The 17,081-nt window shown below is 33.2% G+C and carries 13 protein-coding genes; 2 read left to right on the top strand and 11 right to left on the bottom strand.

What is annotated here, in order from left to right; translation table 11 throughout:
* Positions 1-8: 8 nt before the first annotated feature.
* The 11 genes from ptb to BO51_RS06245 form a co-directional block, all read right to left on the bottom strand.
* Positions 9-908, bottom strand: a complete 900-nt coding sequence (ptb, locus tag BO51_RS06295; RefSeq protein WP_496485026.1) for a phosphate butyryltransferase — start codon at positions 906-908, stop codon at positions 9-11.
* Positions 902-1,990, bottom strand: a complete 1,089-nt coding sequence (gene buk / locus BO51_RS06290; protein WP_496485024.1) for a butyrate kinase — start codon at positions 1,988-1,990, stop codon at positions 902-904. Before buk ends, ptb begins: the two co-directional genes overlap by 7 nt.
* 11 nt (positions 1,991-2,001) lie before the next feature.
* A complete protein-coding gene (locus tag BO51_RS06285) occupies positions 2,002-3,222 on the bottom strand; it encodes a CdaR family protein (protein WP_496485022.1) in 1,221 nt (406 codons plus the stop codon).
* Complete coding sequence (gene cdaA / locus BO51_RS06280; RefSeq protein ID WP_496485020.1) at positions 3,206-4,033, bottom strand: diadenylate cyclase CdaA; 828 nt, start codon at positions 4,031-4,033, stop codon at positions 3,206-3,208. The genes BO51_RS06285 and cdaA overlap by 17 nt, the downstream gene beginning before the upstream one ends.
* 60 nt (positions 4,034-4,093) lie before the next feature.
* Positions 4,094-5,296: a CapA family protein gene (locus BO51_RS06275; protein WP_496485018.1), complete on the bottom strand. Its 1,203-nt coding sequence runs from the start codon at positions 5,294-5,296 to the stop codon at positions 4,094-4,096.
* 49 nt (positions 5,297-5,345) lie between these two features.
* The gene (locus BO51_RS06270) at positions 5,346-5,909 is read right to left on the bottom strand and encodes a DUF5317 domain-containing protein (protein WP_496485016.1); all 564 of its coding nucleotides are present in this window, start codon (positions 5,907-5,909) and stop codon (positions 5,346-5,348) included.
* A 48-nt stretch (positions 5,910-5,957) separates the two neighbouring features.
* Positions 5,958-6,503 (bottom strand): rubrerythrin family protein, encoded by a 546-nt coding sequence (locus BO51_RS06265; RefSeq protein ID WP_496485014.1) that lies wholly within the window; start codon positions 6,501-6,503, stop codon positions 5,958-5,960.
* Positions 6,504-6,653: 150 nt separating this feature from the next.
* Complete coding sequence (locus BO51_RS06260) at positions 6,654-9,140, bottom strand: DsrE/DsrF/DrsH-like family protein (protein WP_496485012.1); 2,487 nt, start codon at positions 9,138-9,140, stop codon at positions 6,654-6,656.
* 11 nt (positions 9,141-9,151) lie between these two features.
* Positions 9,152-9,436 (bottom strand): ArsR/SmtB family transcription factor, encoded by a 285-nt coding sequence (locus BO51_RS06255; protein WP_496485010.1) that lies wholly within the window; start codon positions 9,434-9,436, stop codon positions 9,152-9,154.
* Positions 9,437-9,518: 82 nt separating this feature from the next.
* Positions 9,519-11,369 carry a motility associated factor glycosyltransferase family protein gene (locus BO51_RS06250; protein WP_496485008.1) on the bottom strand — a complete coding sequence of 617 codons (1,851 nt, stop codon included), beginning with the start codon at positions 11,367-11,369 and terminating at the stop codon, positions 9,519-9,521.
* Position 11,370: 1 nt separating this feature from the next.
* Entirely contained in the window at positions 11,371-11,982 is a 612-nt protein-coding gene (locus BO51_RS06245; RefSeq protein ID WP_496485006.1) for a DUF8042 domain-containing protein, read from the bottom strand.
* Positions 11,983-12,210: 228 nt separating this feature from the next.
* Here BO51_RS06245 and BO51_RS06240 point away from each other — a divergent pair, with 228 nt between their 5' ends.
* Positions 12,211-16,839, top strand: coding sequence for a PDDEXK-like endonuclease domain-containing protein (locus BO51_RS06240; RefSeq protein ID WP_496485004.1), 4,629 nt, complete (start codon positions 12,211-12,213; stop codon positions 16,837-16,839).
* Positions 16,836-17,072, top strand: coding sequence for a hypothetical protein (locus BO51_RS06235; RefSeq protein WP_496485002.1), 237 nt, complete (start codon positions 16,836-16,838; stop codon positions 17,070-17,072). Before BO51_RS06240 ends, BO51_RS06235 begins: the two co-directional genes overlap by 4 nt.
* Positions 17,073-17,081: the final 9 nt, after the last annotated feature.

Genomic DNA, 17,081 nt, shown 5'->3' with positions numbered 1-17,081 from the left:
TTTTCCTCCTAATTTGCCATTAGTGTAGCTAGTACTATGGAGTTTAATTTTGCTTCTTCACTGTCTGCCCTTGAAGTCAGCACAATTGGGTTTCTAGCTCCAACTATTAGCCCTGCTGATTTTGCATTTGCTAAAAATGTAAGCGCTTTGTACAAAACATTCCCCGCTTCGATATCTGGCACTAAAAGAATGTCAGCATCTCCTGCTACTTCACTCTTTATGCCTTTTATTCGAGCAGATTCTTTGCTTACTGCATTGTCTAGCGCAAATGGTCCATCTACAATGCAGCCCTTTATTTCTCCTCTTTCATTCATCTCTTTTAATAGCTTTGCGTGTACTGTTGCTTCCATTTTTTCAGATACTTTTTCTTTGGCTGCTAGTACTGCAACTTTTGGCGTCTCAACTCCAAGTTTGTGTGCTATGCTGACAGCGTTTTCAATGATGCCCTTTTTCTGATTTAAATCAGGTGCTATTAGCATGGCTGCGTCTGTGACGATAAACATCTTATGGTATGTTGGAACTTCAAACAGCGCGATGTGGCTTATGACATTTCCTGTCCTTAGCCCTATTTCATGGTCTAGAACTTGTTTCATGATGATCGATGTGTCTATGAGGCCTTTCATAAGCACACAAGCTTTTCCTGAACTTACCAGTTCTGTGGCTTTTCTTGCAGCTAATGATCCATCTTTTTCGTCTATGATTTCGATGTTTGACAAGTCAAAACCAATTTCTTTTGCAATTTCTCTTATTTTTTCTTCATCGCCTACTAAAATGGGATCTACTATCTTATTTTCATGTGCTAATTTAATGGCTCCCAATACATCTTCGTCTTGTGCTACTGCTACTGCGATTTTTTTAGGGCCATTGTTTTTAGCTTTTTCAAATAAGCTTTCAAATGTTTCTACCATTTTTCCACCTCTTCTTCATAGATTTTTGCATTTTCTTCATTGTTTAATACCCTGAGCACGCCTTCGTTTAATGCTCTCATCTCGTCTTCTCCAGGATATATATAAATGGGCGCTATAAAGCTTACCATTTCTTTAACTTTTTCAATCAAATAATTTGAGTAAGCCAGTCCTCCAGTGATTATAATTGCTTCTACATTTCCCTTTAAGACTGTTGCCATTGAAGCTATTTCTTTTCCTATTTGGTAGCACATCGCATCGTAGATTAATTTGGCGTAAATGTCGCCATCTTCTATTCTCTTTAAGACTTCTCTCCCATCGAATGTCCCTAAATACGACACAAGTCCACCTTTTCCATGTGTCATTTTCTTTAATTCTCTCTCATTGTATTTACCTGAGAAACATAGCTCTACTAAATCGCCTACCGGAAGTGTTCCAGATCTTTCAGGTGAAAATGGTCCCATTTGGTTTGCATTGTTTGCATCTACAATTCTTCCATTTTTAATTGGAGAAATTGAAATCCCGCCGCCTAGATGAGCTATGACTAAATTTAGCTCATCAATTTTTTTGCCCTTTTCGTCTGCATATCTGTGGCAAACTGCTTTGATGTTTAATGCGTGCACAAGAGATCTTCGCGGGATTTCTTTGAGTCCTGAAATCCTCGCGACATCTTCAAACTCGTCCACCGCAACAGGATCTACTATATAAGCGTTGATGCCCAATTTATCTGCCAAATGCTTTGCTAATATTCCTCCTAAGTTAGATGCGTGTTCGCCTTGTATGCCTATTTGAAGATCGAGTATCATTGCGTCAGTTACAAGATATGTCCCACTTGGCATTGGTCTTAAAAGCCCACCTCTGCCTACAACTGCTCTTAAGGATTCAAGGCTTATGTTCTCTTCATTTAGCCAATCTTCGATAGCTTTGAGCCTATACGAAAACTGGTCAATTATGCGGTCGAAATTCTCTAAATCCTTTTTATCGTGTTCGAGCTTTTTGGATTTTACTTCTTTTTCCCCTTCAAACAAGGAGACTTTTGTCGATGTCGAGCCAGGATTGATAGCTAAAACATATCTTTTTTCCATAAATTTCCCCCTTAATTATTGATTAAACTTATATTTAATGTTTCAGGGTCTACTTTTGATATGATTATATTTTCTACAGTTGGCCAAGTGAGTGTCACTTGGTGAGTTCCTTCAGTTAAATTGTCAAGGTCTATAGTTGGCGTTAAATCATCTTTATTTATTTCATCTATGATATTTTTTAATCCTTTTACTGTCACTTTTACGCTTTTTTCTAAACTTTCGTCATCAAGCTTCAAATCTTGAGATAAATTTGATATTTTCATTTCGCTCACCTTTATCTCAAATGTCTTTTCTATCATTTCTTCCAAGGTATATGTCGCAGATACTTTGATAGTTGGATCGACTAGTTCTATACCTTCAGGTAAATCTAGTTCTACTTCTATCTTGTTTGTATCTAGCAGTAGATTTATGTCCACAGGTTTTGTCTTGATGTTTTCTAATAAATTCAAATCTTGTTCATACCCTTTTACTTTAACTGTGCTTGGGTTTAGCAAAATATTTGTTATTGAAGTATTTTCAGGAGCATCGCCTTCGATGACTAGTTCTACTGGCAGTTCTTTAGTTTGAAGTATAGGAACTGTGAGTTTTGCAAAACTTGGCTCTTTTTCAACTCCAACCACTTCTTCTCCTTCGCCATTTAATAGCTTTATAGGGACAGTGTCGGTAAAGTCTTTTGTCTTATTTGTCACATCGACTGTTGCCACAGCTTTGTCGACTTCGTTTACCCAGCTCCTTGGGCCTCTTATGATTATTGTTTCAGGTTCGGATGTAATTTCTCCCACAACATATTTTTCAGGCAATTCTCCGATAGTCTCAGGAGTTATGGTTATTTCTTTAGGTATAGTCTTTTCAAGTGTAAACAAAACTTCTTGTGGTGAAATATTGCTTACTGAAACATCCGCGGTGTTGTTTAAGAGTTTAACCGAGATAGGCACTCTAACTTGTCCTTCTCCATAGCCAGACAAGTCAACTTCTGCGTATATGTTTGAAGCTAACACTTTGTCTACTTCTTTTTTCTTCCCAGTTATCTCTACATTTACTTTGGCACTTTCTGGGCTCATTATCACAAGACCTTGTCTTTCCAAGGATTGCACATTTAAATAATTTACCGTTATATTTTTAAATTCCTTTCTTATTACAGGATTGACCTCACTCATAACATAACTCCATAGAAGTATCGCCACTACCAAAGTTGCTAGTTTTAAGGATAAATTATTATTCCTCTTTTCCATATTTGGACCTCCATTTCAAGAATGAATCTTTTCCACTCTTGGGTTTGTACATGTTGAGTAAGATCTCCTTTAAAGTTTCTGGATCGATATATCTAGATATGTTGCCGTTTTCAGCAACTGATATAGCTCCTGTTTCTTCAGACACAATAACAGCCAAGCTGTCAGACCTTTCAGTTATTCCTATTGCTGCTCTATGTCTTGTGCCTAATTCTCTTGATATTACGCTGCTTTCTGAAAGAGGCAAAAAACAAGCGGCAGCTTTTATTATGTTGTCTTTGATGATTACTGCCCCATCATGAAGCGGTGTATTTGGTATGAATATATTTATGAGTAAGTCTGCGCTTACATTGCCATTTATCTTAGTTCCTGTCTCCACTATTTCGTTTAGTCCAGTCTGCCTTTCAAATACCATTAGAGCTCCTATTTTTTGTCTTGACAGAGAAGCACATGCTTCTACGATCTCATCAACGACCTTTGCCATATTTTCTGTCCTGATGTCTACAAAAGATTTTGTAAAAAATCTGCTCCTTCCAAGAGATTCGAGTCCTCTTCTAAGTTCTGGCTGGAAGACTATTAACAGCGCCAACGTTCCTACGGTCATAGCATTGCTAAGTATCCAATTTATAGTGTATAACTCTGCCCATTCGCTCAGTTTAGTTAGTATTAGCAATATGCCTATACCTTTCATCAATTGCTCTGCACGTGTTTCTTTAATTAAAAGCAATATCCTGTATAATACAAAAGCGACTATGAGAATGTCTATGATATCTCTTATTCTTATGTTTATGAAGGAATTTATTATACTTTGCATGGGCTCCCATCCTTTGCATTAGTCTATTCTTATATTATACATTAATAAGAGCTATTTGTGTCAATTTATATATAAATTAAGCTGTGTAGAGGTATCTTCATAACTTTTCTTTAGCCTCGTTAAAACACCTTCAGGTAAGTCTATGTCTAGATTTCCGTCAAGGGCATCTTTTACAGGCAAAATAAAGTATTCATTTTTTTCATTTGTTTTTCTCTTGTAAACCCATGTTGGTATTGGCGTAACTCTTTCTAATTTGACTTCATTTGAAAGATTATCTTTAACTATATGTAAATTTAGCATAGCGCCATCTTCTGTGAGTGAGTTGCCCATGGTTTCTTTTCTTTGATTAGAATAAAAATTTCCGAGCGAATAAAAAACATTTACTTTTTTATTTCCTACATCTATAGTTTCACTGTCTTGTATCACATGGGGATGAGAGCCTATGATTATATCAGCTCCATTTTCTGCAAGTGTTTTCGCAGTTTGCCTTTGATAGTCGCTTGCAGTTGTTTGATACTCATTTCCCCAATGCAAAAAGAGTATTATAAATTCTGCTCCGTCTGCTTTTGCGTTTTCAATGTCTTTTATAGCTCTTTTTTCTTCAAATACATTTATCATTCTACCTCTTTCATCGTCAGTTAATCGGCTGTTTAAACCGTTTAAGTAAAAAGCATAAGTCATTATTCCAATCTTTATGCCCTCTACATCAACAATCCTGTAAGGCGTGTAAATGTCTTTACTTGTGCCGACATAGAGCAATTCTCTTTTATCTATTTCATCAATCATCTTGATAATTCCATCTCTGCCTTGATCAAGTACATGATTATTAGCTGTTGAAAGTAAATCAAAACCAGTGAGTTTTATTGCATCTAAAATTTCTACAGGTGAATTGAATAGAGGAAATCCGCTAAAGGGTTTATCCTTATCTGAAAAGGATGTTTCTATGTTTGCAATAGCAAAGTCTGCTTTTTCTACATATGGCTTTACATATTGAAATGGCGGAGTAAAATCATATCCTAAAGAAACTTTTGCACTATTTATTTGCGGCATATGAAGCATGATATCTCCGGCAAAAAGGATGTCTATTTCTGTATTTTTTTCAACTGTTTCAGGTGGTTCTTCTAATGCAGGAGTCAACTCTTCTCTGGTAACGTTTTCATCAATATCGGTCTGCGATGCTTCAGGTTGAGTATATACGCTGCTGCATCCAGATAATATCGACAATATCAATACTGCAATTATATATCTCATACCTCTTTTCATCTAATCCACTCCCATTTAACTATAGTACAATTGTACATCTTATGAAAATTTACTGCAACACATCTTTAGAAGTCATAAATTTCTGAATCATTAGAAATATGCCTATGGATAATGCTATATCCCCTATGCTTATTACTTTAGGCAAGAAGTATTTAACTGGTATTATATCCGAAAGGAATTTAAATTTAGTTGAATTTGTCATGAGAGTGTGGGTGATTACGATGTCTTCTTCTAGGACTTTTAGTTGATCAATCATGTTTAATTTTTCAAGTGCATTTTTTGACACAGGCATTCGCCCGCCATTTGCGACAGTTGGAAGCAGGTTTAGAATTATTCCAATCATAGATGTTTTTATTCCAGATATATTTTTATTTTTATATAAGCCAAATAATATTAATCCGAATGTGATTATATTTATGATTGATAAATTTGAAAATAGAATTTTTGAGATTTCATTGTTTGTATTTGCAATATATCTTATTGAGATAGAGTAGATGACAAGTCCAAGTATCATAAATCCAATCCCTTTGATGCGAACATATGTAAGATTATTAAGTTTTCCTCCTCTTAAAAAGGCTATGAGTATAGATATTATAATGACTTCTATAAACAAGTGATCACCCCTTACAGATTAAAGAGCGCTTTTAAAAGCGCTCAATGATTAATACTCTATGAATTTGTCGATTGATGCACCACAAAGTGGGCATTTGTCTTCTTCTCCAGTTATTGTTATATAACCACAGACTGGGCAAAGTTTTACTACTTTTGCGTCTAAATCTTTACCTTGGTCTACATATTCTTTAGCCTTTGTATAAAGCTCTGCATGTACTTTTTCAGCTGCTACTGCGTATTTCATAGCATTTTCAGCTTCTTTTTCTCCCTGCAATTGTGCTACTGCTATGTAAGCAGGGTACATTTGAGTTACTTCGTGCATTTCTCCATCGATTGCACCTTGAAGATTTTGAGATGTTGAACCTAAACCAAATCCTCCACCTGATGCTACTAAAAATGATCCAACTACATCTCTTAAAGCATTGAAATGGAATGTAGCATGAATTTGCTCAGCATCTGATGTTGCTCTAAATAGTCTTGCTACTGTTGGGAAACCATCTTTGTCAGCCTTGTCTGCCCAAATTCTATATCTCATATGTGCTTGGCTTTCTCCTGCAAATGCAGATCTTAAATTGTCTTGTGTCATTGCGTTCATAAAATATTACCCCCTTGTATTTTTATATATTTTATCTACAATGTAAATCAAAATTGTAATGATTACAATTTTGATTTACATCTATAGTATACACTAAAATTAATTTTAAGTCTAGGGTAAAAAAATTATTTAATGTCTAAAGACAATATTCTAAACAAATAAATTTACATTTGATTCATCTGCAGCGTTTAGATATGTTGCAACTCCACCTATTTCTACGCCATCAAATAATTCTTCTTTTTTTATCCCCATTACATCCATGCTCATTTGACAAGCTATTATTCTTATACCCGAATTTATAGCTAATTCCATAAGTTCTTCTACGGATTGAATGTTTTTGTCTTTCATTACTTTTCTAATCATCTTTGCACCCATGCCTGCCATATTCATTCGAGATAATCCTAGTTCTTTCGTACCCCTTGGCATCATGATTCCAAACATTTTTTCTATAAAATTTTTCTTAACTTCAACTTTTTCTGGTTTCCTCAAAATATTTAATCCCCAGAATGTGAAAAACATGGTCACTTCATTTCCCATTGCCCTCGCTCCATTTGCGATGATAAATGAAGCTATTGTCTTATCTAAATCGCCACTGAAAACTATCAATGTCTTTGATTTTTTGCCTGCGTTTACTTCCACAAAACCTTTTTCATCTTTAACTATATCTGACAGTGCCAATCCCTTTTTTATCCTTACTACCCATCTGTCTTTTAATTTTTCTTCAGATATAAATGTGTTTTTAGTATTTTGACACCATGCTTTTATGTCATTGATAAAGCCTGGGTCTGTTGCTTGAACTTCTAGTATGTCCCCATTTTTTAACTCTTTCATTTTCTCGGCTACTTGGATGATTGGTCCAGGGCAAGATAGACCGCAAGCATTTAATTTAATTGTCTCGCCTATATACTCTTCTTTCTTTGGAGTTTCAACAACTCCTGAATCAGAGAATGCTATTGGTTCTGAGTCTTTTTTGTCTTGCATGTACATGGTCTTGTATGTGTTGAATCCACCTGCTAAATTTAGTGATTTAAATCCATTTTGTCTTAAAATTCTGTCTGCAATGTAACCTCTTAAGCCTACAGCGCAATATACTATATAGGTCTTTGATTTATCTAGTTCATTCAATCTATTTCTGAGTTGCCCTAGAGGAATGTGAATTGAATTTTCAATAAACCCTAGTTCTCTTTCAACATCTTCACGGACATCCAAAAGCACATGAGTGTTTTTATCGACGCTGTCTAATTCTCGCCAAAGTATTTGCTCTGTTAAGCCTTTTAATATATTGTCTGCAGCAAATCCAATCATGTTTACAGGATCTTTAGCTGAAGAATATGGAGGTGCGTATGCAAGTTCAAGCTCCATTAAATCACTAACAGTGGCATTGAATCTAATTGCAGTTGCTATTACATCAATTCTCTTGTCAACCCCATCATATCCGACTATCTGTGACCCTAAGACTTTGCCTTCATTGTCAAATATCAGCTTGATTGTCATTGGCAATGCTCCTGGGTAATATCCAGCATGTGAGTTTACATGAATGAGAGCAATTTGATAGTCTTTTTTGTATTCTTTGCCTGATTTGTTTAAATTTTTCTCATTTATCCCTGTATTTGCTACTGTCAAATCAAATACTTTAGCAATGCTAGTGCCTTGAGTACCTTTATAATTTTCATCATAGCTAGCTAAAATGTTGTTTGCTGCAATTCTGCCTTGTTTGTTGGCAGGTCCAGCGAGCGGCACCATTGTCTTATTTTTAGTTATATAGTCTACTACTTCGATTACATCTCCTATTGCATAAATTGATTCATCGGAGGTCTTTAAAAACTCATCTACTACAATTCCGCCTCTTTGGTTGATTTCAAGTCCAGCTTCTTTAGCTAATTCGCCGTTTGGTCTAACTCCTATTGACAATATTACCATGTCTCCTACTACTTTTTCTCCAGATTGCAGAGTGACAGTAGTTTTGCCATTGTCATATGAGAAAGATGACACGCCATCTTTGAGATGAAGTTTTACACCTTTGGATTTTAAATGTTCATGTACTATTTGTGCCATTTCAAAGTCTATCGGCGCCATAACTTGATCTAGCATTTCTACGATTGAGACCTCTAGGCCCTGTGCGTGTAAGTTTTCAGCCATCTCAAGCCCTATAAATCCACCGCCTACTACTATCGCTGATTTTGGTTTGTTAGTGTCGATATATCCTTTTATCTTGTCTGTGTCAGGTATAGTCCAAAGGCTAAAGATGTTAGGCGCATCTATTCCGGGGATAGGTGGCTTTAATGGACTTGAACCAGTTGAAAGAATTAAATAATCATATGGTTCTTTGTATATTTCACCTGTTTTGTGGTTTTTTACTTCAACTGTTTTTTCTTCTCTATTTATTTTTAAAACTTCATTTGATGTTCTTATGTCTGCATTAAATTTAGATTTCAAACTCTCTGGTGTGCTTACTAGAAGTTGTTCTCTTTCTTCGATTTCTCCGCCAATGTAATATGGAAGACCGCAGTTCGCAAAAGATACGTATTCGCCTCTTTCAAATAAAATAATTTCTGCGCTTTCATCCAATCTTCTTAGCCTTGCTAGAGCAGTTGCTCCACCTGCTACTCCACCAACAATCAATACTTTTTTACCCATTTTTTAGCCTCCTAATTTTCATTGAATAACAATTTTATTATGTTTATTACTTCATCGTCTTTTATTTTGTAATACACTTCGTTGCCCCGTCTGTTGTCTTCTATTATCCCAGCAGTCCTGAGTTTTGCCAAATGCTGTGAAACTGTCGACTGTGGAACATCTAAGCAGCTTTGCATAAATGAAACATTGTTCTCGCCATTTTCAATCAGACCTTTCAGTATGCAAAGTCTGATAGGATGAGCTATAAGCTTTAGCAAATCCGCTTTTTCGTTAAATAATTTTCTATCAATCTCCATCAGCTACCCCCTATATCTTTATATTCTAATATTAGAATATATAAATGTATATGTCAATAAAAAAGTGGCAATAGCCACTTAATTATTTACAATAATCTAATATATTGTCTGTTAATTCACTATATATTGGTTCAAGTATTTCTATGTCATTTTTGCATCTATCCATAAATGTCCTGTATTCTTTTATCAACTTCTCATTTTTCTTCCTAGCATTTTTCTCTTCGGCCAATATATTTATCTCTTCTGATAGAAGTTGATGATAGAGTCGATTCATCTGTAGAATAAATGTATTGAAATATGGATTTTCCTCTATTTTGTCGATTGTTATATTTAATAAATTGAACATATTCTGGAGTTCTTTGAAGTTGTTGTTTTTTAATAGAGTTTCCATTTTGTCCAATAATGAATAATATTCTTTCATTATATCATTTGCTTCTTCTTTGAATACGTTCATATTGTCAACTTTTTCTTTTAACTTTTGGGGATCGTAGTGCATGTTCCAATTGTCCAAAAAATCTTTTTCTACTACTCTATTTTTTAAATAATCTTTCATGACTTTGTCCAACTCTACAAATGGAGCTCCATCTATAGCTGCGCCACCTTTTGTGGTATTAATTACTGTTAAATTGTTAAGTTGCTTTATATAGCTCTCCATTTGTCGCCTCATGGAATTGTACCCATTGTTTGTCTTTATTGTATTCCCGTAAACATCTTTGACATCAAGCGCGTTTTTTAATTCTTCGTCAGATAAGTCGTTGCTGTAAAACACTCCTTCTGAGTGCTGTTTTGAGCCTACATAAGCTAAGTTTTGTCCTGCCAATATGATTGGGTTAAATCCTAAATAATTCAACAACTGAAGCGTAACTACAGCAATACTCGGAGCATCAAGCACTATATCTATCGGCTCTGTATTTTCATTATCCAAATAATAGTTTGAGATTTTGTCTTGAGATGTAATCATGTGATATAGTTTTCCTGGATAATTTTCAATTGTTTCATATCCAACCGATGAGCCGAATATAAGCGGAATATCCTTTATATTTTGTTCTTTAACCTTCAAAAATACTTTTTGGTTGTGCTCAGTCGGATCATATGTTGTCGCTGCGTCTGGATGTATGTTGTTTGCAATCAATGTGTTGATGGCTGAACCTACACTAAATATGTATGCAAGTCCTTCATCTTTGATTTTTCTAATATTTTCTATTTCCTCATTTAATGATGGCCCTGCAGCCACCAAAATTGCCGGAATATCTTTAAACTTTCCTTTGTTTTCTACTATTGCATTTGGTGTATTCAACACGTGTTTAAAGTTTTTCATCGAGTTTATTATCCAACGCTTCTGAAATGAGTATTCTGTTAAAATACTGCTCCTTCTATCTCTGACTATGGTCTTTATTGCATTGATAAAAAACTCATACTCATCAGGGTATATAGTCATATATGCAGGCAACTCGACTATAGTAAATGAATCCCTGTTTAGTTTGATTATTTGACCTATTTCCGATAAAAAAGAATCTCTATCGGCGAAAACATTTTTAAATCGTTTGAGTTGGGCTTCTGAAAATGATCGCTCTTTGAAAAAATAATACAGCACTTCGCTATTTGGCTCATAGATATATGCCTTGATGTCAGGATATGTTCTTAAAATCAGCTCAATATGATAGCCTAGCCCTGTGCCAAAAAATATTGCCATTCCGCTTTTTTCTAGTTCTTTTTCATATTTTTTCACAATGCTTTGCGCTTCTTTTAAAGGGTCATACTTGCTGTGTACGTATTTAAAAGCATTTTCTTCTCTAAACTTAAGAGTGTTCAATCCTGCTTTGGATTCTTCGATAACTATATCTATTATTGAATCTTCGTCAATGTCTTTAATATTTTCCCAAGCGGATTTGAAATTAGCCTTTAAATAATTTATATTGCTTAAACTTCGCATATTAATTCTCCTCTATGTTGTACAAACTGATTAATTGTTCTCTCATGTCATTGTATATTGGAAGTATTTCATAAATCATTAAATCTGCGAGCAATGTGTTGTCTTTTATGTTTAATGCATCGCTCATTTGTGGAATTAGCTCATTTAACGTGAGCACATCTTTTGCGTATAGATTCCATATTTCATAGCTTGGCAATGCTTCTATTAGTGTTTTATCGTTGTCAATTAAGTTGAATACACTTATTATCCAATTTATGCCTTCTATCAAGTCTGAAAATCTTTCCCAAGATTCTTTTGTTGGTTCAGCATAAAATTCTTCGCTTAAAGGTTCTAATTCATTAGAAGCGCCTTCCAAATAATCTACTGTGCCAATTAGAGTTTCGTTGACCAATTCTTTGTATGTAGCTAGTTTTACATCTATTTCTTCTATATTGTCTAAATTGTCAAGTATGTATTCAAAATAGTCTTGATACAGTTCTAATCCGTCTACGATTATTGATCTTATAACTTTATTTGCATTTTCTACCTCTTGACTCAAAATATCTGCTATTTTTTCTATAACTTCTCCATCTTTTTCTAAAAAGTAAATATTCCCTTCAACTATTAATTTCAAAATAATGCCCCCTTTATTTCAACTAAATATACTATCGGCATAAATAGACAAAATTTAATAAACTACGATTATTATATCATAAATAGACCATTAATTATGATATCAATAATGACATTGTAATATTATCATAACTAGCTAATTTTAGCCTATATATAAAATAAATTGTCAAAATAAAAGCATAAATATGTTATAATAAGAACAATATATTAAGTACTTGAGGTGTGTTTTATGTCTAATAGTTCAGGGAAAGCAATAGCGCTATATAAGTATCTAAAAGAATTTAGTTCTTTAAAATTTACTAAAATAGTAGATGTTAACAAGCAACATTGGCATGTATTTTTAAATGATATCCCTATAGATCCAGAAAATATAAAAATTTATTCAAGGGATAAATATGCGGATTATGAATATGATTCAAATGTTATTTTAGAAATTAGAAAACCCGAGTATGAAAAATGCCCAAAACCTGATAAGGTAATTATTAATTGGATTGATGGAGATTGGGACGATTACAAATCAAATATTAGCATAAAGCCATCTTCATCTGAATTAGGTGAGAACCTTGAGATATTTGAAATTTCTCCTGAACGTGTAGAAGCAATGCATCTTTGGTTGGATTCACGAGATAAATGGGTTGCTAGGCAAAAAACAATAGAAAAGACTCGAGATTTCTTTATGAATTTATACAATGCTTATATAGATCTTAATAAAGAACCGGAAACGCTTGAATTTGTAGTTGGTAATGGCTTATTTAGGCACACTCATGAAACAAGCATAAATCATCCAGTTTTAATTAAGAAGATTGATTTTGAATTTGATTCAAAGAATAACATTATAAAAATAGTTGATACAGATAATAGCTCTTATCTTTATGAAATACTATTACATCAAACACCGGATCTTGAAGATCATTCCTTAGATAAATTAATTAAAGATCTTGAAGAAAACGAATACCATCCTCTAGACAATAATGATACGAAAAATTTTATGAAAAGTTTAACTTATGGTTTGTCTCCAAAAAGTAAGTTTATAGACTCAAATGAAGAGGATATTAATGATGATGCAATATTAAAAACATATTGGAAGCCTGTTTTTTTTATCCAAAAAAGAATAGATGGAACGCCAAAAGTCATTGATCAAATTATACATAACATAGAGGTAAACAACTATGTTCCTACCCATTTACTTAACATAGTTGGAGAAAACTACATTCAAAAAAAATTTGAAGACAAAGAGTATTCTATTGAAGAACAATTGGCAAACATTAGTGGTGAAAGCATAGACATTTTGCTATCCAAGCCGGCAAATAGTGAGCAACTTGAAATTGCAAAAAGAATAGAGTATCATGATGCTGTATTAGTACAAGGTCCCCCAGGAACAGGTAAAACTCATACTATTGCGAATCTTATTGGCCATTTTTTATCACAAGGAAAGAGTGTCCTAATTACTAGTCATACTAAAAAAGCACTATCAGTGCTTAAAGATCAAGTCCCTGAATCTATAAAACCTCTTTGTGTATCAGTTTTAGATGATTCATATAAAGACATGGAAAAATCAATTAATGATATTTCTGAATACATATCAAGAACAAATTTAAATACATTGGAAAAATCAATTAAATCAACTGAGAAAGAAAGGGAAAATATAATTGATGACTTGTCTAATGTAAGGAGAAAAATTTACAAAATAAAATATAGTGAATTTAAACCGATAGTTTATAATGGGAACAGCTATTCACCATCAGAAGCTGCTAAGTTTGTAGCTAAAAATAAAGAATACCTAAATGTAATTCCAGGTAAAGTAAAACCTTACGAACCACTACCCGCTACTAATTTTGACTTGGAAAAACTATATAGCACTAATGATAATATAAGCCCATTTGACGAAAAAGAATTAGATTTGGATATTCCCGATCCAAAATTATTGATATCTCCACATGATTTCAAAGAAATAATCGGAAATAGAATGTCTGCAAATGAAGAATTAGAAAGTATTAAAAGAAAATTATCATTCAATATAGAATTTAACTTTCAAGATAATTGTATTGCTGGCTCAAAAGATGACCATGAATTTTTAATAGCAAGAAATATAGACTTAGACACTATCAAAGATCTTGAAGGTTTTATCAACAATATAATTAGCAAATTACACAACAGCACAGAGCAAGACGCTCCTATACCCAGCTGGATATTTTATGCAGTTGCCGATGGGAAGGCAGGAGGCAACTCTAGGAAAAAATGGGAAAATTTAATAAATTCTATTACAGAAACATATGATTATGTTCAATCATTACCATTAGAAATTATTAATAAAAAAATTGATATAGATAAATCAATAGATATAATCGACAGCAAAACACAAATAACAGAATTAGCAAATATTTCTCAAAAGAACAACATTTTATCAGGAACAATTTTATTCTTTAAACCACATTTGAGGAATTTAGTTGACAATATAAAAATTAACGGTAAAAAGCCAACTTCAGTCTTAGATTTTGAATTAATACTAAAGCATATTGAATTATTGGAAATGCGACAAAATTTATCTTATTTATGGGATGAATTAATATATCGTGATGATTTTATATCGTATGACCAATTGAGTGAATCACCTGAAGAGATTTGCTATAATTATATCTCAACTATAAATTATTTTTTGGATTGGTATGAGAATGAATTTAAAGAACTTGATGAAATGTTAAAATCATTAGATTTCAACAAAATAATTCTGTGCGAATTTAGTGTATTAGATTCTAATCTAGTTAAAGTCAAAAAAATCTTTAATTTTATGGATAATAAAATGCCAATTTACATTAATTTATTAAAATTATTCATGGAGCAAAAAAATACTAATATCAAGTTAAATGAATTAATCAATATTTTGGAGTTTAACAAGAGAAAAGAATCTAAGATATGCAATGATTTAAAAATAGCGATAAAAGATGAAGACCATACACTGTATGAAAGATCATACAATCACTTAATAGAAATATTTTCAAAACGCGATTTGCAAATTTGGCGAAGAGAAATTCTAAATAGGATATCTTCTGTTGCACCATCTTGGGCTAATGCTATTTCTAACAGAGAAGGCATTCATTCAAAATCGATCTGTCCCGAAAAAATAGATATAGCTTGGCAATGTAAGCAATTTAATACTATAATTGAAGAAATAAATGCTGAATCGCTTGATGAACTGCAGAAAAAGTCTTTAGAACTATCAGTTAATTTAAGGAAAAAAACAGAAGAATTAGCAGCAAATAAAGCTTGGCTAAATCTTCTAATTAGAACTCAGGAAAATATAGAAATGAAGCAAGCTTTAAGCGGTTGGAAGTTACTAATGAAAAAAATCGGCAAAGGTACAGGAAAAAATGCTCCTAAACTTAGAAAGGAAGCAAAAGAACATATGGCTAAATGTCAAAATGCTGTACCTGCATGGATTATGACAATAAACACCGCTATGGTAACATTAGATCCCGGCAAAAATATATTTGATGTCATTATTATCGACGAAGCTAGTCAATCTGATATTACAGCCATAGCAATAACATATTTTGGAAAAAAGATTATTGTTGTTGGTGATGATAAACAAGTAAGCCCTATGTCAATAGGAGTAGATACAGATGAAATTAATGCTTTAGCAAGAATGCACATAAAAGATCTCATTCCTAACTGGTCTCTTTATGATGCCAAAACTTCACTATACGACATATCTAGTATGACATACGATTCACTAATGCTAAGAGAGCACTTTAGGTGCATGCCAGATATTATAGGCTATAGCAATTACTTGTCTTATGATTACAAAATAAAACCATTAAGAGACAAGCATTCGTGCAATATATTCCCAAATGTCGTTAGTCATAGGGTGGAAATGGGCGCAAGAACTCCAGGTAGAAAAACTAATCAAGCTGAAGCATTAGAAATAGTTTCTTTGATCTCAGCTTGTATAGAACAGCCTGAATACGACAATAAAACATTTGGCGTAATATCTTTGTTAGGCGATGACCAATCAAAACTTATACAAAATTTGTTGCTTGAAAAACTACCTCCTACTGTAATTGAAGAAAGACGTATAGTGTGCGGCAATGCATCTAATTTCCAAGGAGATGAACGCAATATAATTTTTCTTTCTATGGTAGACAGCAATGAGGGTGACGGCCCATTGTATCTTAGAGGTGAAGGAGCTGAGCAGTCAACTAAACAAAGATATAACGTTGCAACAAGTAGAGCCAAAGATCAGTTATGGATTGTGCATTCACTAGATTATACTAAAGATTTAAAAGAAGGTGATATTCGCAGAGATTTGCTACAGTATGCAGATAATCCAAGTTTTTATATCGAAAAATCACTAGATCAAAAATCTGAATCAGAATTTGAAAAATCCGTTGCTGGATCACTACTTAGTGCTGGTTACAACATAACTCAACAATGGGAAGTAGGATCTTACAGGATAGACATAGTGGTTCAATATGGCGATAGAAAAATAGCAATTGAATGTGATGGCGACTCCTACCATAGTTCTGAAGAGCAAATACGTAAAGATTTGGAAAGACAAACTATTTTAGAAAGATTGGGTTGGAGGTTCATAAGGATTCGTGGAAGTGAATATTATTCAAATCCTGAATTAACAATGAAGCGAGTTTATTCTGATTTAAAAGAGTTTGGTATTTTTACAGAAGAATTAAAGGTTCAGAAATATGAAGTTTCATCTGTATTACTTGAAAATATAAAAATACGTGCAAATCAAATCAGAATGGATTGGGAAAATGGTAATAATACAACTCCAAAAAAGATTAAAGAAGACTCACTCCCATATATCACAAATAAAAAAAAACAGATGATACAAGAGTACCAATGAAAAATCAAGTAGAACAAAGAACAATTAAATATCTTTTAGATTTTCTAAACAATAATAACATTGATTATGTCGACAACAGAGAGACCTCAAGTATAATTTGGGTAATAGACAAAGATGTTTATAGAAATGATTTAATAGATATTTTAAATAATTTAAATTATAGTTATTCATTCGAAAAAAGAGGATCTTTAGCAACAAAAAATAAACCTTCTTTAATGATAATCGTAAAATAAAATTGAACA

It is taken from the genome of Soehngenia saccharolytica DSM 12858 (assembly GCF_059568515.1).
This window is presented reverse-complemented; position numbering and strand designations above follow the sequence as displayed.